16 protein-coding genes are annotated in these 20,094 nt (G+C 70.1%); 11 read left to right on the top strand and 5 right to left on the bottom strand.

Going from position 1 to position 20,094, the window contains the following annotated elements:
- Positions 1 to 26: 26 nt before the first annotated feature.
- Both AC1MED_RS02550 and AC1MED_RS02545 read right to left on the bottom strand, forming a co-directional pair.
- The gene (locus tag AC1MED_RS02550; RefSeq protein WP_479785290.1) at positions 27 to 887 is read right to left on the bottom strand and encodes a 3-hydroxyacyl-CoA dehydrogenase family protein; all 861 of its coding nucleotides are present in this window, start codon (positions 885 to 887) and stop codon (positions 27 to 29) included.
- An 11-nt stretch (positions 888 to 898) separates the two neighbouring features.
- Positions 899 to 2,113 (bottom strand): MFS transporter, encoded by a 1,215-nt coding sequence (locus tag AC1MED_RS02545; RefSeq protein WP_479785289.1) that lies wholly within the window; start codon positions 2,111 to 2,113, stop codon positions 899 to 901.
- Between the two features lie 109 nt (positions 2,114 to 2,222).
- Here AC1MED_RS02545 and AC1MED_RS02540 point away from each other — a divergent pair, with 109 nt between their 5' ends.
- From AC1MED_RS02540 to AC1MED_RS02515, 6 genes are all read left to right on the top strand, one after another.
- Positions 2,223 to 2,795: a TetR/AcrR family transcriptional regulator gene (locus AC1MED_RS02540; RefSeq protein ID WP_479785288.1), complete on the top strand. Its 573-nt coding sequence runs from the start codon at positions 2,223 to 2,225 to the stop codon at positions 2,793 to 2,795.
- A 41-nt stretch (positions 2,796 to 2,836) separates the two neighbouring features.
- Positions 2,837 to 3,892 carry a zinc-dependent alcohol dehydrogenase family protein gene (locus AC1MED_RS02535; RefSeq protein WP_479785287.1) on the top strand — a complete coding sequence of 352 codons (1,056 nt, stop codon included), beginning with the start codon at positions 2,837 to 2,839 and terminating at the stop codon, positions 3,890 to 3,892.
- Between the two features lie 132 nt (positions 3,893 to 4,024).
- Entirely contained in the window at positions 4,025 to 4,339 is a 315-nt protein-coding gene (locus AC1MED_RS02530; protein ID WP_479785286.1) for a hypothetical protein, read from the top strand.
- 11 nt (positions 4,340 to 4,350) lie between these two features.
- Positions 4,351 to 7,068 (top strand): PEP/pyruvate-binding domain-containing protein, encoded by a 2,718-nt coding sequence (locus AC1MED_RS02525; RefSeq protein WP_479785285.1) that lies wholly within the window; start codon positions 4,351 to 4,353, stop codon positions 7,066 to 7,068.
- Between the two features lie 98 nt (positions 7,069 to 7,166).
- On the top strand, positions 7,167 to 8,276 hold the full coding sequence (locus AC1MED_RS02520) for an alpha/beta hydrolase (protein WP_479785284.1): 1,110 nt from the start codon (positions 7,167 to 7,169) through the stop codon (positions 8,274 to 8,276).
- A gap of 30 nt (positions 8,277 to 8,306) precedes the next feature.
- Positions 8,307 to 9,251, top strand: a complete 945-nt coding sequence (locus AC1MED_RS02515) for an alpha/beta fold hydrolase (protein ID WP_479785283.1) — start codon at positions 8,307 to 8,309, stop codon at positions 9,249 to 9,251.
- Between the two features lie 12 nt (positions 9,252 to 9,263).
- Here the strand turns inward: AC1MED_RS02515 and AC1MED_RS02510 are convergent, their stop codons facing one another.
- The gene (locus AC1MED_RS02510; RefSeq protein ID WP_479785282.1) at positions 9,264 to 10,007 is read right to left on the bottom strand and encodes a glycosyltransferase family 2 protein; all 744 of its coding nucleotides are present in this window, start codon (positions 10,005 to 10,007) and stop codon (positions 9,264 to 9,266) included.
- A gap of 158 nt (positions 10,008 to 10,165) precedes the next feature.
- On the opposite strand from AC1MED_RS02510, the gene AC1MED_RS02505 reads away from it, so the two are divergent.
- Both AC1MED_RS02505 and map read left to right on the top strand, forming a co-directional pair.
- Positions 10,166 to 10,369 (top strand): cold-shock protein, encoded by a 204-nt coding sequence (locus AC1MED_RS02505; RefSeq protein ID WP_013599688.1) that lies wholly within the window; start codon positions 10,166 to 10,168, stop codon positions 10,367 to 10,369.
- A 150-nt stretch (positions 10,370 to 10,519) separates the two neighbouring features.
- A complete protein-coding gene (gene map, locus AC1MED_RS02500; protein WP_479785281.1) occupies positions 10,520 to 11,302 on the top strand; it encodes a type I methionyl aminopeptidase in 783 nt (260 codons plus the stop codon).
- A gap of 22 nt (positions 11,303 to 11,324) precedes the next feature.
- Here map and AC1MED_RS02495 read toward each other — a convergent pair whose 3' ends face one another.
- A complete protein-coding gene (locus AC1MED_RS02495; RefSeq protein ID WP_479785280.1) occupies positions 11,325 to 13,301 on the bottom strand; it encodes an APC family permease in 1,977 nt (658 codons plus the stop codon).
- A 182-nt stretch (positions 13,302 to 13,483) separates the two neighbouring features.
- On the opposite strand from AC1MED_RS02495, the gene AC1MED_RS02490 reads away from it, so the two are divergent.
- Genes AC1MED_RS02490 through AC1MED_RS02480 form a run of 3 tightly spaced genes read left to right on the top strand, consistent with a single transcriptional unit; the run spans position 13,484 to position 18,722 of the window.
- Positions 13,484 to 16,219, top strand: a complete 2,736-nt coding sequence (locus AC1MED_RS02490) for a DUF4118 domain-containing protein (RefSeq protein ID WP_479785279.1) — start codon at positions 13,484 to 13,486, stop codon at positions 16,217 to 16,219.
- Entirely contained in the window at positions 16,216 to 16,890 is a 675-nt protein-coding gene (locus AC1MED_RS02485) for a response regulator (protein WP_346958557.1), read from the top strand. The genes AC1MED_RS02490 and AC1MED_RS02485 overlap by 4 nt, the downstream gene beginning before the upstream one ends.
- 47 nt (positions 16,891 to 16,937) lie before the next feature.
- A complete protein-coding gene (locus AC1MED_RS02480) occupies positions 16,938 to 18,722 on the top strand; it encodes a sensor domain-containing diguanylate cyclase (RefSeq protein WP_479785278.1) in 1,785 nt (594 codons plus the stop codon).
- A 7-nt stretch (positions 18,723 to 18,729) separates the two neighbouring features.
- Here AC1MED_RS02480 and AC1MED_RS02475 read toward each other — a convergent pair whose 3' ends face one another.
- Positions 18,730 to 19,863: an acyl-CoA dehydrogenase family protein gene (locus AC1MED_RS02475; RefSeq protein WP_479786752.1), complete on the bottom strand. Its 1,134-nt coding sequence runs from the start codon at positions 19,861 to 19,863 to the stop codon at positions 18,730 to 18,732.
- Between the last annotated feature and the right edge of the window lie 231 nt (positions 19,864 to 20,094).

Raw genomic sequence — 20,094 nt, 5'->3', positions numbered from 1 at the left:
GCAACTCTTAGGAGCCCGCGTTGGGGTCAGGAGTAGTCGTTGTAGAAACCGCGGCCGCTCTTGACCCCCAGCCAGCCCTTCCCGATGTAATCCTGCAGCAGCGGCGCCGACTTGTTCTCCATGCCGGCCAGCTCGCAGTAGTGGTTTTCGATGTCGAGGACCACGTCCAGGCCCACCTGGTCCATGAAGCGGAACGGTGCGGTGTCGGCTTTGAACACGTCGAGGAACAGGGCGTCGACGTCTTCGGGTTCGGCAACCCCCTCCGCCACGACCAGCAGGGATTCGCGCTTGATCGCGGCCCAGACGCGGTTGAAGATGAAGCCGGTGCTCTGCTTGCGGACCAGGTGCGGGGCCAGGGCGTACTTCGGCAGCTCGGCCATCAGCAGCTCAATGATCGCCGGGTCAGTGAGGCCGCTGGACATCAGCTCCACCGAGCGCACCGCCGGGGGCATGTAGAAGTGCAGGTTCAGGACGCGTTCCGGCGCGTCCACCCCGTCGATGAACTCCGACGACGCGAACGAGGAGGAATTGCTCGCCAGCACGGCGTCGGGCGCGGCCAGCCGGTCAAGGTCGGCGAAGATTTTCTTCTTGAGTTCGAGCTTTTCCGGCACCGCCTCGACGACGAGCCAGGCGTCCCGGAGGGCGGCGGCGAGATCGTCGCTGGCCGTGAACCGGCCCTCAGGTGTGCCGCCGAACTCCTTCGCGACGCCGGGCCGCTCGGTTCCGATGTAATCGACGGCGGCCTGGGCCACGGCAAGGTTGGTGTCGAAGACGCGCACCTCGGCACCCCGGAGCGAGAGCATCAGCGCGATGCGGCGGCCCAGCGTGCCGCCGCCGATCACGGTGATGGGGCGGCCTGCCATGTCGGCCGGAAGGGTGAAGCTCATGTCGGTTCCTTTCAGGAGGCTGCTGACGTTCCAGCAACCAGGTCGATGGGGTTGTTGCCGGTCGTCGCCTTGGCGGTCAGCACCAAGGCGGGGACGGCGGCCAGCACCAGGGCGGCACCATAGATCAGCGTCGTACCCTTCATGCCGGCCACGGCGACCAGCAGCCCGGCGGCCACGGCGGGGACGCTGAAGCCGAGGTAACAGATCAGGTAGATGCTGGAGAGCATCCCGATGCGCTCGTGCGGCCCGCACAGCGGCAGCGTCATCCGCATCGCGCCGAAGTAGCCGCTGCCGAAGCCGACGCCGGCCACCATGGTGCCGGTGAAGTAGAGCGGCGCGGACCCCAACTGGACGGCGAGGACGGTCAGGGATATCCCGGCGATCAGGGAGACGACGCCGGTCAGGAGCGTGTTCCGGTCGGACCAGGGGCGGACGACGAGGATCGCCAGGGCCCCCGGGACGAAGAGAGCGAACAGGGCCAGCCCGCCCACCAGCACGGAGCTGTCCTTCGTGATCGAATGCGCAAGGGCCGGCCCGAGGGAAAGATAGAACCCTGCGAGCGCCCAGGTCGCGGCCGCCACCGGCATGGTCGCAGCCATCGTCTTGCGCGCGGAACTGGGGACCTTCGCTTCGGGAACCAGAGAACGGAGCCAGCCGGGGGCTTTCCGCCCCGCGCTCGGCAGCCACAGCAGGGCGGTCCCGAGGACCAACAGCAGGGCAGCGAGGAAAAAGTACACGGTCTTGGTTGGTTCCGGCAGGAACCGGACCAGGGACGCCGAGCCGAGCGCGCCGATGGAGAGCCCGACCGGCGAGGCGGCACTGTTCACGAGGGAGCCGCGGCCCCGGCGGCCGGCGCCTTCGAAGGCCAGCAGCGCGGCCCCGGCCGCGCCCATGGCCGCGCCGGTAGCGACGCCCTGCAGGGCCCTCGCCGCGAGGAGCATTTCCGGACCGGGTGCGAACGCGAAGGTCATCATGGCCCCGATCTGCAGCGCCACGGCCCCCAGCAGCACGGGCCGCGTGCCGAGATGGTCCGCCAACGACCCGACCACCAGAAGCGTCAGCAGCACGGCCACCGCGTATACGGCGAAGACGACCGTCACGGCGGCGGAGCCGAGCCCCCATTCCCGCGCGTAAAACTCGTACAACGGCGACGGCGCCGACGAGGCCCCGATGAAGACCGTCAGGAGCGCCGCGTGAAGCCAGAAGGCGGTACCGGTGTTCTTCAATGCTTTCCCTGCCTACTATCAAGAAGGACTAATGCACAATCTGTGCATTTAGAGATTAGCACCGGAAACCGTCACTAAAGCAGAGGTTTTGCTTTAGCATGGTGTGATGATGGCTACAGCGACTCCGCGCCCGGGCGGCCGCAGCGCACGGGTCCAGCAGGCAGTGCACCAGGCGGTCCGCGCGCTACTGGAGGAGCACGGCGGCGACCGCTCGGTCCTGTCGGTGCCGCTGGTGGCGGAACGCGCCGGAGTGAACTCCTCGACCATCTACCGGCGGTGGGGGGACCTGCCGCGGCTGCTCGCCGCCGTCGCCTCCAACCGGATGCTGCCGGAGCAGGTGGAGGACACCGGGTCGCTCAAAGGGGACATGGAGGCCTGGTTTGTCCCGTACGTCGAGGAATTTTCGTCCCCGTTGGGGCGGCAGGTGCTGCGGGACATGCTCGCGGACGGCGCCGTGACCCGGGACTATTTCGCACTCATGCAGGGGCATGTCGAGGAGATCCGGAGGCTGGCCCAAGCGCGCGGCGAGACCGCGCCAGCGGCCCGGGACATCGTCGACACCGTGGTGGCGCCGGTCATTTACCGCATCCTGTTCAACCATGAGTCTGCCCCGGAATTGAGGGTCCAGGACCGGATCAGCCGGTTGCTCCGCCTCGGGACCGCTTCCGACGTCCGGGACTAGACTCGTTTTCAGCCCCATCCACCACCAGGCGAGGAGCCCTCATGCGCGCCACCATCATCCACGGCCCGGGCGACATCCGGGTCGAAGACCGCGAGTACCCCACCGTCCAGCTGCCCACCGATGCCGTCGTCAGGGTCACCGCCTCCTGCGTCTGCGGCTCCGATCTGTGGCCGTACCGGGGCGTCCGGCCCACGCACGAGCCGCGTGCGATCGGCCATGAGTTCATCGGCCTGGTCGAAAGCATCGGCGACGCGGTGACCGAACTGGCCGTGGGCGACCTGGTGATCGCGCCGTTCGTGGTCAGCTGCGGCAAGTGCCCGCAGTGCCTCAACGGCGTCACGGTCGCCTGCGACCACCTGGCCGGCTGGGGCGGCAAGGACGACACAGGGCACGCGATCGACGGCGGCCAGGGCCAGGCGGTCCGGGTTCCGCTGGCCGACGCCACCCTGGTCAAGGTGCCGGGCGTCACCGAGCCCGACGACGCGCTGCGCGCCAGCCTGCTGACCCTCTCCGATGTCATGGCCACCGGCCACCACGCCGCCCTCGCGGCGAAGGCCGGCCCCGGCCGGACCGTCGTCGTGGTGGGCGACGGCGCCGTGGGCCTGTGCGGCGTGCTGGCCGCCAAGCGGCTGGGCGCGGAACGGATCATCGCCATGTCCCGGCACGCCGACCGGCAGGCCATTGCCCGGGAGTTCGGCGCCACGGACATCGTCGCGGAACGCGGGGACGACGGCGTCGCAAAAGTCCGCGAACTGCTCGGCGGGGTGCTGGCCGATTCCGTGCTGGAGTGCGTCGGCACCAAAGAATCCATGGACCAGGCGCTGCACAGCGTCCGTCCGGGCGGTGCCCTCGGTTTTGTCGGCGTGCCGACCGGCGGGGCCGAGATCCCGCTGCGCTACCTTTTCGACACCAACATCTCGATCGGCGGCGGAATGGCCCCGGCCCGGACCTACATCCCGGAACTGCTCGCCGACGTGCTCGACGGCAGCATCAACCCGGGCCGGGTGTTCGACGTCGTCATGCCGCTGGAGGAGGCGCCGGAGGCCTACCGCGCGATGGACGAACGGCGGGCCATCAAGGTCCTGCTCACGCCGTAGCCGCGGGACGGCCGGCGGCTCTCCAGCCGTCCGTCAGCCGGGTGCCTCGGCGGGGTCCCGGGGCCCTTGCACTGCCGGGGCGGCGGGTCTAGCGTGATGCGCATCAGCACCCGCAGCCGTCAAGGAGCCGTCATGGCCAGGTTTGTGCAGATCATTGAATTCCAGTCGTCCCGCATCGAGGAGATCGAAGCCCTCGGCAGGCCTTCCCGGACCGAGGGGGACACCGCCCCGACCTTCCGCCGGATCCTGAACACGGCGGACCGCGATCGGCCCGGCACGTACCTCACCATCGTCGAATTCGATTCCTACGAGTCGGCGATGGAGAATTCCCGGCGGCCGGAGACCTCCGAGTTCGCGGCGCGGATGGCCGCCCTGTGCGACTCCCCGCCCGTGTTCCGCAACCTGGACGTCCAGTGGGAGGACGCCGGCGACGCGGCGACCGCTTAGGCGGCCGGCCCATGCGCACCGAACCGGACGACGATGAACTCAACAACTATGTGCTGACCCTTGGCCGGGCGGGCTCCGCGCCCCTGCGGCTGGTCGGCGGCAAGGCGCTGAACCTTGGGAAACTCATTTCCGCGGGTTTTCCGGTGCCGCAGGGCTTCTGCCTGACCACCGGTGCCTACCGCCTGGCGGTTCCACCCGCGCTGGACGCCCTGGCCGCCCGGCTCGACGCGGAGGCCGACGGCGGTGGCCCGGGCACCGACACAGCGGCCGGTTCCACGGCCGGGCCGGACCCTGCGGAGCTGGACAGGCTCGCGGCCAGCGCCCGTGAGCTGATCGTGTCAGCCGCCGTTCCCGCCGACGTCGACGCGGCAGTCCGGACGGCCTACGCGGCGCTGGGCGCCCAGCCGGCCGTCGCGGTGCGCTCCTCCGCCACCGCCGAGGACCTTCCGTTCGCCAGCTTTGCCGGCCAGCAGGATTCCTTCACCGACATCACCGGCGCCGACGCCGTCGTCGACGCCGTCCGGCGCTGCTGGGCTTCGCTGTGGACCGACCGGGCGGTCGCGTACCGGTCCGCCAACGGGATCAGCCACCGCGAGGTGGGGCTCGCCGTCGTCGTCCAGATCATGGCCGACGCCGCCACTGCCGGCGTGATGTTCACCGCCAACCCGGTGACCGGAACCCGGACCGAAACGGTGATCAACGCCAGTCCCGGGGCCGGACAGGCAGTGGTGTCCGGCGCGGTGAACCCGGACCAGTTCACCCTGGACACGGCGACGGCGGCGGTCCTGCGCCGCGTGCGCGGACATGGCGATCCGGCGCGTGGGTTCAGCCTGGCTGAGAAGGAACTCGGCGAACTGACCAGGCTGGGGGATGCCGTCCAGCGTCTCTTTGGCGCACCGCAGGATGTGGAGTGGGTCATCGACGCCGCGGGCACCCTGTGGCTGACCCAGTCCCGGCCGATCACCACGCTGTATCCGCTGGAGGATCCGCTCTCCGGCGACCCGTCCGCCCTGAACCCGGATCCCGACGGCGGAACCCGGGTCTACCTGTGCGGGACACTCCTGCAGGGGCTCACCCGTCCGATCACACCGATCGGGCTGGCCGCCCTCGGCCTGATGCGGAACCGCAAGGGGCCCTGGCGCTACATCAACCCCGGGCTGAGGATGTACGTGGACCTGACGGCGGTGGTGCACAACAAGTGGGGCCGCCGCTACCTGACCCGGATCCTCCCGCTGGCGGACGGCAGGTCCGCCGCCATCTTCCCCGAACTGCTGGCCGACCCGCGGTTCGCGGCCGCCGAGCAGCCGCGGAAGTCCCGGCCCCGGACGCCCCGCCCCGCTCGCGGGGCGGGGACCCGCGGCACCGAAACCGGCGCCAGCCTCGGCATGGTCCTGGGCCTGGTCCCGGCGCTCATCGGCGCCGCGCTCCGGCCCGCGGCGGAACTCCGCCGGGTGGACGCCTACGGGAAACGCCTCGCAGCGGAACTGGTGTTGCCTGAGCCCGCCACCGCGCTGCAGCGGCTCGACTACGCCGAACAGATCACGAACCGGACCATCGACGGCCTGATCCGGGCCACCCTGCCCGCCCCGTCCGTGGGCTACATCATGCTGGCGGTGGCCCGGCGGCTGCTGCGCGGCATTGCCCCGCCCCGCGAGCTGGAGGCGGTGCTGCGCGGGCTGCCGCACAACGTGACCACGGAGATGGACCTTGAACTTTGGCAGCTGGCCGTGGACATCGGCGCCGCTCCCGCCGCGCGGGAGGCTTTCCTGGCGGAGCAGCCGGCCCGGCTGGCTGAAGCCTACCGCGCAGGCTCCCTCCCCGCACCGGCGCAGGCCGGAGTCCGGGATTTCCTGGCCCGGTATGGCCACCGAGCGGTGGCCGAGATCGACCTCGGCATGCCGCGCTGGTCGGAGGAACCGGACCACATCCTGGGCATGATCTCCAACTACCTGCGCGTGGAGGACCCCGAGCAGGCCCCGGACCGGCAGTTCCGCCGGGCCGCCGAGCATGCGGAGGACAGGATCCGCAGCCTGGTGGACCGGGCCGCCGAGCACGGCAAGTGGCGGGCCCGGCTGCTGGAACTGTCGCTGCATCAGGTTCGCGAGCTGTCCGGCCTGCGCGAACTGCCGAAGTTCCACATTGTGAAGATCCTCGGCGAAATGCACCGCCAGCTGCTGCTGGTCGGCGCGGAACTGGTCCGCACCGGCGCCCTGGCGGCGGCCGGCGACGTGTTCTTCCTGGACTTCGACGAGCTCCGCGTGGCCCTGCGGGGCGCCGGAATGCAGGATCTCGTCGCCGGGCGCCGCCGCCTGTACGACGTCGAACTGCGCCGGCGCCACATTCCCCGGCTGCTGCTCTCCGACGGGACGGATGTGGAGGCCGCCGTGATGGCGAAGAGGCCGGCCACGGGCGCCTTGTCCGGGACGCCGGCCTCGGCCGGCACCGCAACCGGGACGGTCCGGGTGGTCCTGGACCCGGTGGGCGCCCGTCTCGAGCCCGGCGAGATCCTGGTGGCCCCTTCGACGGACCCCGGCTGGACCCCGCTGTTCATGACGGCCGGCGCGCTGGTGATGGAGATGGGCGGCGTTATCTCGCACGGCGCCGTCGTCGCCCGCGAATACGGCATCCCCGCGGTGGTCGGCGTGCCGGACGCCACCACGCGGCTGCACACCGGCCAACGCGTCACCGTCGACGGCGCCGCCGGCACGGTCCGCGAACTGCCGGACTGAGCGCAGCCGCGGCCGTGGGGGCACGGAACAGGCCGCTGCGGAGCCAGGACAGGTTGCCCTCACCCTGGTAGCACAGCCGTGCCAGTTAGAATGGGAGCATGACCCCGGCGGTCCAGCCCCCACCCCAGCAGTCCCCCGCGCTTCCGTCCCGGCCGATGCCCCCTGCGCATTACCCTGCGCAACCGGCCGGCGGGGCCTTCAGCCTGGCCCGCCGCGCGCGCGGTGTGCTGCGCCGGGTTCCGGTGTGGGCCTGGCGGGCCCTGATGCACTCGTTGGGTCCTGGCGAAAAGGCCCGCTTCAACGCCCAGCCCATCACCGGCGTCGACTACGTCCACGACATTGACTTCGTCGGGGACGGCATCAGGGCCCACCGCCTGGACGTGATCACCCCCGCCGGCGCAGCGGCGGTTGACCGCACTGGCGCCGGCGACGGCACGGTTGACGGCGCCGGCCCGCTCCCGGTCTACGTCTACTTCCACGGCGGGGGCTGGACCTCGGGCGACAAGGCCTCGCTGACCAAGTACTGCGCGAGCCAGGCCGAAGGCGGGATGGTGGCGGTCAACGTGAACTACCGCCGGGCGCCGCGCTTCCACATGGGCCATGTCCTCCAGGACGCCAATGCGGCGCTGGCCTGGGTCCGCGACAACATCGCCGGCTACGGCGGGGATCCGGCGCGGATTGTCCTCGGCGGCGACTCCGCCGGCGGCCAGATCGCAGCCCTCCTCGCCGCGGCCAGCTTCCGCCCGGAACTGGCCAGCCACTACGCATTGGAACCGGCAACCCCCGCCCCGAGCCTGCGGGGCCTGGTGCAGCACTGCAGCGTGACGGACTTCTCCGTATTCTTCGACAAGGGCTTCGTGCTCAGCTTGAACTTCGTCCGGATGCTCCTGCCGCGGGCGGCGCGCGGCCCCGGCCGCCGCCGTCTTGCCAGGCTGCGCGCCGCGGCCGACTTCCTGTCGCCGATCGAATGGCTCGATGCGCGGTTTCCGCCGGTCTTCGTGACCACCTCGGAACGGGATTTCTTCTACGCCGCGAACCTGAACTTCGTCGAGCGCCTGCGCGGACATCAAGTACACGTGGACACGCTGATTTACGGCTGGGACGCGCCGAACACCGAGCACACCTGGCAGCAGGACTTCCGCTACCCGGAGTCGCAGGAGGTCTACCGCCGCCTGCACGCGTTCGTGCGCCGGGTGGCCGGCGCCTGAGGCCCACGCCCCGGGGTCTATGTTTAGTCCATGGCGTCAACAGGCCGCAATCTTCCGGGCGCACCGGAACCGGACCCCGGGGTTTTCGGCTCGGGGCTCATCGACGAGGCCGCCCGGCTGGACGCCGCCCTGCCCGACGTCGACTGGTCCGTCCCGCCGCCGGGCTCCATCCGGGGCGAGTTCCGGGCACCCAGTGGTGCGCTGGCGACCTTGTCCATGGGCGAGCCGGGACGTCCGCGGGTGCTGCTGGTTCCCGGGGTCACCGGCTCCAAGGAAGACTTCTCGCTGATGCTGCCCCAGCTCGCCGCGGCCGGCTATTTTGTGCTCAGCTACGACATCGCCGGCCAGTACGAATCGGCCGCCGCCGGGCCGGAGCAGCTCGACCCGCCCCGGGAACACTACGACTACCGGCTCTTCACCGACGACCTGATCGCCCTGCTGGAAGCCGGGGAAGGCGCCGCGCACGTCGTCGGCTACTCCTTCGCCGCGATCGTCGCGCAGCTTGCCTTCGCGCAGCGGCCCGAGCTGTTCCGCAGCCTGACGCTGCTCAGCTGTCCGCCCGAACCCGGCAACAGCTTCCGGGGCGTCCAACGGATCGGCCGGTTCAGCGGCCGGGCCGGCGCCGGGGTGGGTGCGGCGCTGATGGTGTGGGGCATCCGCAGCAACGTGGTCCGTGTGGCGCCGAACCGGATCCGTTTCGTACGGTACCGGTTCCGCTTTACCCGCCGGGCATCCGTGCGGGACATCTTCGGGCTGATGCAGCACGCCCCGGATCTGCGGCCGGTCCTGGCCGCGGCGGCGGTGCCGAAGTTTGTTGCCGTCGGCGAACACGACCTGTGGCCGCTCGCCCTGCACCGCCGCTTCGCCCAGGCGATCGGCGCGAAGATCGCCGTCTACCGGGGCGGCCACAGCCCCAGTGAAACGTCCCCGCACCAGATGAGCCGGGACCTGATCGCCCTCTACGCCGACCGCTGACCGCCGCGGCGATTAGCGCCGGTGGGTACGGTTCCAGCGCCCGCGACGGCGGCGTCGCCGCAGCGGGGGTTCCGACCGGAACTCGACGGCGAACGTCGTCCACGCCATGGACAGCCGGCGCCCGGCGGCGTGCCAGCTGTCGAACGGCCGGGCCGAAACGCCTACCCGCAGCGCGGGCTCCCAGAGCACGGACACCTCGGGAGGAATCTGGTAGGAGATGTCGAGGTCGTCGTGGACCGGCGGCCAGCCCCGGTGGACGCGCCCCCGGATCTTCTCCCAGGCGCCGGCCCGCAGTGCGAAATTGGAGCCGAACAGCGGCGGGTGCCCCAGCAGGAGCCCGACGGCCCAGCGGTAACCGGGAATCCAGACGTTTCCGCCCAGCCAGCGGCCGAATCGCGTCCCGCCGTAGAACTCCCCCGGACCGCTCACCGCTGTCAGCGGACCGGCCCGGTCCAGGATGGCCTCGACGCGTTCCAGCCAGTCCGCAGGCGGGACGGAGTCGGTATCCAGGCGCGCGATGATCTCCGACTCCGCCTCATCAAATCCCCGGGCGGTGGCGGCCGCGATCCCGGGCAGCTCAACAGCGATCCGCCGCACCCCCGCGGCCGCGCAGACCTCGGCAGTGTTGTCCGTGCTGCCGTTGTCCACCACAATCACCTCGTCCGCGCGGCGGCTCTGCCGGGCGAGTGCCTCAAGGCACACCGCCAGCGGCTGCGCATCGTTCCGGGTGGGAATTACCACCGAAATTGTTGACATGGTGAGCCGACTATAGCTTCCACCCGGGACTAACTCCCGCACTCAGACTCTTGCACCGCGGCCCGGCGCCCCGTACGTTGGGGACAGCGGACGAATGTCTCCGCAGCCGTTGGCCTCGTGGCCGCCGGAGATCAGCAGCGTTTCAGAAGGATAAAGGCATGGCTACAGGCACAGTTAAATGGTTCAACGCCGAAAAGGGTTTTGGCTTCATTGCCCCGGATGACGGGTCGGCCGACGTTTTCGCCCACTACTCGGCAATCGCTTCCAGCGGTTACCGCTCGCTGGACGAGAACCAGAAGGTCGAGTTCGACGTCACCCAGGGTCCGAAGGGCCCGCAGGCCGAGAACATCCGCCCGCTCTAAGCTTTCAGGAAAGCCCGGCCTGCCGGACTACTTCTCCTAGAAGAACAGCAGCCCCTCCGGAGAAATATCCGGTGGGGCTGCTGTGTTCCCGGCCGCGCCGGCGGGAAACACAGGCTGGCGGCAAAGAGCCGCGCGTGAGAAAGGCGCCGCATGATCGAGATCCTTAATCCCGCCGAACTGACCCGGGCAAAGGCCGCAGGCGCCCTGGTCGCTGACATTTTGCAGTCACTGAAGAGCCGGAGCCTGGTCGGCACCAACTTGCTGGAGATCGATCAGTGGGCCAGGGCCATGATCCTCGAGGCGGGAGCGCAGTCCTGCTACGTCGACTACGAGCCGTCTTTCGGCCGCGGGCCGTTCGGCCACTACATTTGCACGGGCGTCAACGACGCGGTGCTGCACGGCCTGCCGCACGACTACGCACTGGCCGACGGCGACCTGCTGACCCTCGACCTCGCCGTCTCCCAGGACGGAGTCGCTGCGGATTCGGCGGTCAGCTTCATCGTCGGCGCGTCAAAGCCCCCGGAGAGCGTGGCGATGATCAGCGCCACCGAACGGGCCTTGAGCGCGGGGATAGCCGCTGCCGGACCCGGGGCCCGCATCGGTGACATCTCCCATGCCATCGGTTCCGTCCTCAGCGCGGCGGGGTACCCGATCAACACCCAGTTCGGTGGCCACGGCATCGGATCAACGATGCACCAGGACCCGCACGTTCCCAACACCGGGCGGCCCGGCCGCGGGTACCAGCTGCGCCCCGGGCTGCTGCTGGCCCTGGAACCCTGGGTGATGGCGGACACCGCCACCCTTGTTACGGACGCCGACGGGTGGACGCTCCGCAGCGCGACAGGCTGCCGGACAGCGCACAGCGAGCACACGATCGCCATCACCGACGACGGAGCCGAAATCCTCACCCTGCCGACGCCCTCGCGGGCTTGACCGAGGTTGCCGCCCGGTCCGCCTAGCCAACGTGCACCCAGGGCCGCCGCGTGACATCGGGTTCGGCTTCGCGCAGCACCTCGCGGGTGACCGGCGCGATTTCGCCTTCGCCGAAGGCCAGGAAGCGCAGCAGGTTGGTGAGCGGATTGCCCTCGGTCCAGCGGAAGTAGATGTGCGGCATCAGCCCTGTTACGTCCCGGATGTGCAGCAGCACCGAGGCGATGGTGTTGGCGACGGCGGGTCCGTGCACTTCGAGGATCCGGTAGCCGTGCCGGGTGATGCCGCGGACTTCCAGTTCGGTTTCGAAGTCCGAGGAATCATCCACGACGACTTCCAGGAACAGGGCCCGGTAGTCCAGCGGCAGATGGCTGACCTCAATGGCGGACTCCAGCTTCTGCCGGTACGCCTCCGCGCTGAGGCGCAGCGGCTCGTGCGCGACAATCCGCAGCGGACCCTCCAGCTCATCGGACATGAATTCCAGCGCCTGCCGGTCCAGATGGACGTGGGTGGCGTGCAGCTCGAAGGAGCGCCGGGCACGCGAGAGCAGGGAAATCACGATGATGCCAAGGATGAAGATCGACGCGATCCGGATACCTTCGGGGCGTTCAATGATGTTGGCCACGGTGGTGTAGATAAACACGACGGCAATGACGCCGAAGCCCGCGGTCCGCTTGCGCTGCCGCTGCCGGCGGGCCGAGAGGGTCACGGCCACGGCTGCCGACGTCATCAGCACCAGCACGCCGGTGGCGTAGGCACCGCCCTGGGCGTCGACGTCGGCGTCGAAAATCCACGTGATCAGGAAGCCGATCAGGGTGAAGACCAGGACGAGGGGGCGGACGGCGCGGGCCCAGCCCGGGGCCATGCCGTAGCGCGGCAGGTAGCGCGGAACGAGGTTCAGCAGCCCGGCCATGGCGGACGCTCCGGCGAACCAGAGGATGGCGATGGTGGAGACGTCGTAGACGGTGCCGAAGCCTACGCCGAGCTGTTCGTGGGCCAGGAACGCCAGGGCGCGGCCGTTGGCCTGGCCGCCTGGCTGGAATTCTTGCTCCGGGATCAGCACCACGGTGGTGAAGCTGCTGATGATCAGGAAGGTGCTCATGATCAGCGCCGCCGTCGTCAGCAGCTTGCGGGCGCCCTGGATCCGGCCCTCCGGGTTCTCCTCGGTGTCCTCCGGGTGGCCCTTGATCTGCGGCATCACCGCGACCCCGGTCTCGAACCCGGACAGGCCCAGGGCCAGTTTGGGGAAGACCAGCAGCGCGAACCCAACTGCCAGCAACGGATTCCCGTGGGAGGTGGAGATCGCCTGCCACCAGTTGCCGACCGCCAGCGGATGGGTCAGTACCTCCCCCAGCGACACCGCAACCACCACGACGTTCAGACCCAGGTAAACGCCCACAATCACGACCGCGACGCCGATTGCCTCCTTGAAGCCGCGGAGGAACACCGCGGCGAGCAGGGCCAGCAGGATCAGCGTGATGGCCACGTTTTGGCCGTGAAGCCAGTCCGGGCTGATCGGGTTCTCGACCAGGTGGGCTGTCGCGTCAGCTGCGGAGAGCGTCATGGTGATCATGAAGTCCGTAGCGGCGAAGCCCAACAGCACCAGCACGAAGAGCTTCCCGCCCCAGCGCGGCATCAGCCGTTCCAGCATGGCGATGGAGCCTTCGCCGCGGTGGCTCTCGCCGGCGACCCTCCGGTAGACCGGCAGCGCGCCGAGCAGGGTGATTGCCACCAGGACGAGGGTTGCGAGCGGCGAAATCACCCCGGCGGCGAGCGCGGCGATGGCCGGCTGGTAGCCCAGGGTGGAGAAGTAGTCCACGCCGGTCAGGCACATGACCTGCCACCACGTGTGCTTCTTCTCGTGGGTGGTGGGCACGCCGCCCGGGCCCTGGTGCGCGCCCTTGCTGTCCTGCAGCCCCACCAGCAGCCAGGTCCGCAGCGTGGTGAGGCGGTCCGGTTTCGGCGCCGACGGGTCGGCCGGCGGCCTGCTCAGCGTGGTCATGTCGTCCTTTCTTCGCGGCGCCTCTCTTAACGGGTGGGTTAACGGGCGGGCGCTGCGTTTTGCCCTCCAGTTGCGAAGCTAGCAGCGGCCGTGGCCCCGGCAGCCACCCGGGCGCGGATCTTGATGAATCCTTGACGCCGCGCTCCCCCGCCGGCCTGCGGCCGGAATGGAACAATGGCTGCATGGCACGTGGAACGCTGCGCATCTTCCTGGGATCCGCCCCGGGCGTCGGCAAGACCTACGCCATGCTCCGGGAAGGGCACCGGCTCCGGGGGACCGGCGACGATGTGATCGTCGCCTTCGCACGCGACCGCGGCCGCCGTGACACCCGCGAACTGCTGGCCGGGCTGGAGGCCATCGGGCCCCGGCGGGTGCCCGTTGGCCTGGTCGACGTCGAGGAACTGGACCTGGACGCGGTCCTGCGCCGGGCGCCGGCCACCGCCCTCGTGGACGAGTACGCCCACTCCAACGCCCCCGGCAGCCGGAACCGGCACCGCTGGCAGGACATCGACGAATTGTTGGCGGCCGGGATTAACGTCCTGTCCACCCTCGACATCCACCAGCTTGACTCCCTGGCCGACGTCGTCAGCGCGATCACCCAGGGCCGGCCCGCCGAGACCGTGCCCGACGCGATCGTCCGCCGGGCCGACCAGCTGCAGCTGGTGGACCTCTCCCCCGACCTCCTGCGGCAGCGGCTCGCGGCCGGCAAGATCGTGCCGCCGGACCGGATTGACGCGGCACTGTCCAACTACTTCCGCCCCGGGAACCTGGCGGCCCTGCGTGAGCTCGCGCTGCTGTGGCTGGCCGACCGGGTGGACGAGGGCCTGGCCAGTTACCGGGAGGGAAACCGGATCGATGCCCGCTGGCCGGCCCGCGAACGCATCGTCGTCGGGCTGGCCGGCGGCACGGAGGGTGAGGCGCTGATCCGCCGCGGCGCCCGGCTGCTCAACCGCGTCAGCGGCAACGACCTGCTGGCCGTCCACGTGCGGGCCGCGGACGGGGTCGCCGCCGAGTCGCCGCAGGCGCTCGAGGCGCAGCGGCAGCTGGTCCAGGGCCTCGGCGGCAGTTACCACGTGGTGGTCGGCGAGGACCCGGCCGAGGCACTGCTGGACTTCGCCCGCAGCGTCAACGCCTCCCAGTTGGTCCTCGGGGTCTCCCGCGACGGCGGCGCCGCCCGCCTGGGGGCGCGCCTTCGTGGCGGCGGCACCACCGCCAGGGTGCTCCGCGCCTCCGCCGGACTTGATGTCCATTTGGTGCCGCAGGAGCGTGCGCCAAGCGGTGCACGCCGGAACCGGTACAGGGACCTGGGCCGGCTGCGGGTGGGGGTCGGTTTCGGCCTGGCCGTAATCGTCCCGGCGTTGCTCCAGCTGCTGCTGGCGGTCAATCCGGACAAGAACCTGGCCACCTCCATGTTGGTGCAGCTGACGGGTTCCGTGGCCGTGGCGCTGGTCGGAGGGCTGTGGCCGGCGATCCTTGCCGCGCTGTGGAGCAGCCTGCTGGTGAATTACTTCTCCACCCCGCCGCTGGGAAACCTGACCATCAGCGACGCCCAGAACGTGCTCGCCCTGACGGTGTTTGTGGGGGTGTCAGCCGCCGTCGCCGTCGTTGTTGATCTCTCCGCACGCCGTTCCAAGGAGGCCGCCCGGGCACGGGCCGAAGCCGCCACCCTGGCCGAGCTCTCGCGCGGGGCGGCCGGTTCCGAGGACACCGTCACGGGCCTGCTGGAACAGGCGCTGGACGTCTTCCAGGTCCGCGGCGCCGCCCTGTTCGGCCTGTCCGGCGGCGATGCCGACGCCGAACCGGGCGCGGTCCCGCATGGCGGGGCGCCGTCCGGAGGCGCGGTGCCGCACGAGGGGGCGGGGCAATGGCGGCTGCTGGCCGGCGTCGGCGAGTTTGCATCCGCGGCAGCCACCGACGGCGGCGCTCCCGCGGCGGCGTCCGGCCCGCACGGGGACAACGTGGAGCAGATCAATGCCGGCACGCGGCTGGTGCTGTCCGGCCGCGTGCTGCCGGCCAGCGACCGGCGCCTGCTCGGCGCCTTCGGCGTGCATCTGCTGGCCCAGCTGGAGAACCAGCAACTGCTGGCCAGCCGGAGTCAGCTGGCCCGCCTGGCTGAAAGCAACACCGTGCGCACCTCGCTGCTCCGCGCCGTCTCGCACGACCTCCGCACCCCCCTGGCCGGCATCAAGCTTGCGGTCGGAGGCCTGCGGCAGCCCGGGGTCCACTACTCCAGGGAAGAGGAACAGGAGCTGCTGGAGACCATCGAGGAGTGCTCGGACCGGCTCGATACTCTGGTGGGGAACCTGCTGGACATGTCCCGGATCACCTCCGATTCGGTTGCACCCCTGCTCCGGCCCGTGCGCTGGTACGAGGTGGTGGGCGGCGGCCTGCACGGGGTCGCGGCCGACCGGGTCCGGGTGGAGCTGCCGGCGAACATGCCCGAGGTTGACGCGGATCCCGGAATGCTTGAGCGCGTCATCGCCAATATCGTTGAAAATGCCGTCAAGTACGCCGCGGATTCGGACATTGTGATCACGGGCAGCTCCGGCGGGCTCAGCCCCGCGATGGTGGGCGGGCGGCCCGCCGGGGAGTTGCGGATCATCGACCACGGCACCGGGGTCCCGGCGGACAAGGTGGTGCAGATGTTCCGTCCCTTCCAACGGCTCGACGACGCGGGGAGCGCCGGCGGCGTTGGCCTGGGCCTGGCCGTGGCCAAGGGGTTTACTGAGGCGATGGGCGGCCGGCTGGGGGCGGAGGCCACGCCGGGCGGCGGCCTGACCATGGTGGTCAGCCTGCCGCTCTCCGAGGGCGCCCCGTTCCGGGAGGACCGTGACCAGGCGCCGCTGGAGCCCCAGTCCGCGCTGGTCCGCCGCCACCACGCGCCGCCGATCCTCTCCTCCCCGACGGACGTGCCGTGACCGCGGTGCTGGTGGTGGACGACGACCCCTACCTGCTGCGCGCGCTTCGCATCACCCTGCGGGCCCACGGATACGACGTGACCGTGGCCGAGGACGGGCAGTCCGCGCTGGCGGCGGCGGCACGGACCCCGCCGGCGCTGGTCATCCTGGACCTTGGCCTCCCGGACATGGACGGCACGGCTGTCCTGGCCAAACTCCGCGGCTGGAGCCAAGTGCCCGTGCTGGTGCTCTCGGCCCGCCACGGCTCCGAGGACAAGGTCCGGGCCCTTGACGCCGGCGCGGACGACTACATCACCAAGCCCTTTGGGCTGGACGAACTGCTCGCCCGGCTGCGGGCACTCCTGCGCCGCAGCGCGGACGGCCCGGAGCCGCCCGTCATCACCACCGACGCCTTCACCGTGGATCTGGGACGGCACCGCGTCACCCGCGACGGCGAGGACGTCCGGCTCACCCCGACGGAATGGAAAATGCTCGAAGTGCTGGTCCGGAACCCGGAGAAACTCATCACGCAGCAGCAACTGCTGTCCGAGGTCTGGGGCCCGGCCTACGCGAAGGAGACCAATTATCTCCGCGTGTACATGGCTCAGCTGCGCCGCAAGCTTGAGCCGGATGCCGGCAATCCCCGGCACCTGCTCACGGAGGCCGGGATCGGCTACCGGTTCCTGCCCTGAACGCCGGCGGTTTCACGGCGGGTGTTACCGCAATAGATACTGGGGCAATGAACATTCACAGCGCTCTCGACCGGGAGAACGCACAACCCCCGCGGCTGCTGCCCGAGGTGCCCGCCCAGCTGCGCGCCGTGCTCAACGGCATCCCGGCGATGGTGGGCTACTGGGACTCCGGGCTGCGCAACCGGCTGGCCAATGACGCCTACCGTGACTGGTTCGGGGTCACGCCGGAGGAACTGCACGGCATCCACATCCGGGACCTGCTCAGCGACGCCGTCTACGAGGCCAACTATCCCTACATCGCCAAGGTGCTCGACGGCGAGCCGCAACTGTTCAAGCGCACGCTCACCGACGCCGCCGGGGCAACGCGTTTCGCCGAGGTCTCGTATATGCCCGACCTGCGCGACGGCGACGGCGGCGGCGGGGCGGACAGCCGGGTTCAGGGGTTCTTTGTGATGGTCACGGACATCACCGAGCGGGTGCTGGCCGAACGCCGCCAGCAGCGCGACACCGACCGGTACCGGGCGCTGGCGCGCAGCGTCCCCGGCGTCTTTGTGCTGCTGTTCGATTCGGACCTGCGCTACCTGATCGCCGAAGGCCAGGAGCTGGAATCCTTCGGCTACCGCTCCGCCGAGCTGGAGGGCCGCCGCATCCATGAGGTGCTCGACGGCGCCCTGGCCAACGAACTCGAGCCCCGCTACCGCGCCGCCCTGTCCGGCCAGGAGGTCTCCTGGACCCGGCAGATCGGGCCCCGGACCTACCGGCTGAAGGCCGGCCCCGTGCACTCGGCGGACGATGCCACCACCGGCATGGTGGTGGCCGTGGACGTCACCGACCGGCTCCAGCAGGAACAGACGTGGGCCGCGCTGCACGAGATCGCCACCGCCGTCGCCCGCAACGCCGCACCGGCGGCCATCTCGGAGCAGGTCGCCTTTATTGTCCGGGACCTCTTCCACGTGGATTCGGCCGCCGTCGTCCGCTTCACCGGGGCGCTCTCGGCGGAAGTCGTGGCGATGGCCCCCGCACTGCCTCCCACGCTAAGCCGCACGCACGTTTTTTCACCCACGGACACCTCGGCCACCGTCCGCGTCGCGGTCACCGGCAAGCCCGCCCTGGTGGTCTACGGACCGGAAGGCGGCGCGGCCGCGGACCAGATGCGCGCCGGCGGCTTCCAGTCCGCGGCGGGCGCCCCCATCAGGGTCCACGGCAGTCTTTGGGGCGTGGTCAGCCTGACCTCGAAGTCCAGCACCGGCGTCACCGAGGACATGCTGGAGCGGCTCGCCCAGTTCGCCGAACTGGTCGAGATCGCCATCGGCAACACGGAGGCCCGCGCCAGCCTGGAACTGCAGGCCACCACGGACCAGCTCAGCGGCCTGCCCAACCGGCGCGCCCTGGAGCAGCACCTCTCGCACGAGATCGAGCTGGCGGCATCCCGCGGCACCAGCCTGAGCGCGATCGTGCTCGACATTGACCACTTCAAGAAGGTCAACGACACCTTCGGCCACCTGATGGGCGACGTGGTGCTCGCCGACGTCGCGAACCGGCTCCGCGGCGTCGCCCGCCAGGACGAGATCGTGGCCCGTTTCGGCGGGGAGGAGTTCGTCTGGCTGCTGCCCGGGACGGACTGGCCGGAGGCGCTGGTGGCAGCGGAACGGGCCCGCACGGCCATCGAGGCGGAGCCGTTCGGCGAGGTCGGCATGATCACGGTGTCCGCCGGCGTCTGCGAGCTGCGGGATGCCGGCAGCCACAGCCTGCTGGCCTGCGCGGACCGGGCGTTGTACGCGGCCAAGCACGCCGGCCGCAACCGCAGCGAACGCTACGGCGCCGCCGGCTGAACCCGTCCTAGACGAAGGCGGACTTCCCGGTCACGGCCCTGGCCACGATCAGGGAGTTGATCTCGTAGCTGCCCTCGTAGGTGTAAAGGATCTCGGCGTCGCCGAAGAGCTTGCCCATCTCGTAGTCGCTGCTGATCCCGTTGCCGCCCATCAGCGAGCGCCCCATCGCGACGGAGGCCCGGGCCAGCCGGGTGGTGGTGGACTTCGCCATGGCGGCCTGCACCATTTCCAGCCTGCCCTCCTGCTGGATCCGCGCCAGCTGGGCCATCAGCGCCAGCGAGACGCTGGCGTTGCCCAGGATCTCGGCCAGCTGCTGCTGGACGAGCTGGAAGCGGGCCAGCTCCTTGCCGAACTGCTTGCGTTCCAGCGAGTAGGCCCGGGCGACGTCGAACGCGGCCAGCTGGATGCCGGCGGCCTGCCAGCCCACCCAGGCCCGTGAGTCGCGCAGCAGTTCGTTGGCCCGGGAGAAGTCCGTGGCACCGGGCAGCAGGTTGGCTTCCGGGATGCGGACCTCGTCCAGGACAATGTCCGCGTTCTGCATGATCCGCAGACCGATCTTGTTCGCGATCTTGGTGGCAGTGTAGCCGGGCCGGTCCATCTCCACGATGAAGCCCTTGATCTGCTGGTCCGCGACGTCGCGGGCCCAGACCAGGGCGAAGTCCGCGATGGTGCCGGCGCCGATCCAGCGTTTGGCCCCGTTGATGACCCATTCCCCGTTCTCCAGCCGCGCCGTGGTGGCCAGGCCGCCGGCAATGTCGGAGCCGTGGTCCGGTTCGGTCAGGGCGAACGCGCCGAGCTGGGTGAAGGCGGTGAGACCGGGGAGCCAGCGGGCCTTCTGTTCCGCCGAGCCGAGTTCGTCGATCATGCCGACAATCAGCTCGTTGTGGATGCCTACGAGGGCGGAGAGCGAGACGTCGGCGCGGGCCACCTCGACATACATCAGCCCCTTGAAGAGCTTGGAGCTGCCGTCCGTCTGCAGGCCGCCGAGGCCGTGCTTGCCCAGTTCGGCGAGGAGCCCGAAAGGGAACTCCTCCCGGTTCCAGTAGTCGATCGAGGCGGCGCGGATCCGGGTTTGCAGGAACTCCCGGATCTGCTGGTAGCGCGCCTGCTCGTCCGCGGGCAGCAGGTCCACGATGTACATCAGGTCCGCGTCCGGGAACGGGGGTGCCGCCGGCACCCGGGCTGGGCTTTCCGCGGCGCCGCTGCGGCTTGCGGCGGACTGGACGGCGGTCTGTCCGCTGGCACTTCCTTGTGACTGCACGGGCACGTATCCCTTCGTAATGTGCCACGCACCGGCAGCAACATCGGCTCTTCCAAACCCTTGGATGTCCTAGTATATTGCACAGTGATGTGGATCACTAGGCCAGCGGCG

This window comes from Arthrobacter sp. BI5 (assembly GCF_056680065.1).
Note: the sequence above shows the minus strand (reverse complement) of the source record. Positions and strands in the feature narration are given on the sequence as shown.

Bases quoted from the DNA above. Each gene is read 5' to 3' on its own strand.
- AC1MED_RS02495 (WP_479785280.1), bottom strand. From the start codon at position 13,301: ATGACCACGCTGAGCAGGCCGCCGGCCGACCCGTCGGCGCCGAAACCG.
- AC1MED_RS02550 (WP_479785290.1), bottom strand. From the start codon at position 887: ATGAGCTTCACCCTTCCGGCCGACATGGCAGGCCGCCCCATCACCGTG.
- AC1MED_RS02475 (WP_479786752.1), bottom strand. From the start codon at position 19,863: ATGTACATCGTGGACCTGCTGCCCGCGGACGAGCAGGCGCGCTACCAG.
- AC1MED_RS02540 (WP_479785288.1), top strand. From the start codon at position 2,223: ATGGCTACAGCGACTCCGCGCCCGGGCGGCCGCAGCGCACGGGTCCAG.
- AC1MED_RS02490 (WP_479785279.1), top strand. From the start codon at position 13,484: ATGGCACGTGGAACGCTGCGCATCTTCCTGGGATCCGCCCCGGGCGTC.
- AC1MED_RS02530 (WP_479785286.1), top strand. From the start codon at position 4,025: ATGGCCAGGTTTGTGCAGATCATTGAATTCCAGTCGTCCCGCATCGAG.
- map (WP_479785281.1), top strand. From the start codon at position 10,520: ATGATCGAGATCCTTAATCCCGCCGAACTGACCCGGGCAAAGGCCGCA.
- AC1MED_RS02480 (WP_479785278.1), top strand. From the start codon at position 16,938: ATGAACATTCACAGCGCTCTCGACCGGGAGAACGCACAACCCCCGCGG.
- AC1MED_RS02515 (WP_479785283.1), top strand. From the start codon at position 8,307: ATGGCGTCAACAGGCCGCAATCTTCCGGGCGCACCGGAACCGGACCCC.
- AC1MED_RS02505 (WP_013599688.1), top strand. From the start codon at position 10,166: ATGGCTACAGGCACAGTTAAATGGTTCAACGCCGAAAAGGGTTTTGGC.
- AC1MED_RS02535 (WP_479785287.1), top strand. From the start codon at position 2,837: ATGCGCGCCACCATCATCCACGGCCCGGGCGACATCCGGGTCGAAGAC.
- AC1MED_RS02525 (WP_479785285.1), top strand. From the start codon at position 4,351: ATGCGCACCGAACCGGACGACGATGAACTCAACAACTATGTGCTGACC.
- AC1MED_RS02520 (WP_479785284.1), top strand. From the start codon at position 7,167: ATGACCCCGGCGGTCCAGCCCCCACCCCAGCAGTCCCCCGCGCTTCCG.
- AC1MED_RS02510 (WP_479785282.1), bottom strand. From the start codon at position 10,007: ATGTCAACAATTTCGGTGGTAATTCCCACCCGGAACGATGCGCAGCCG.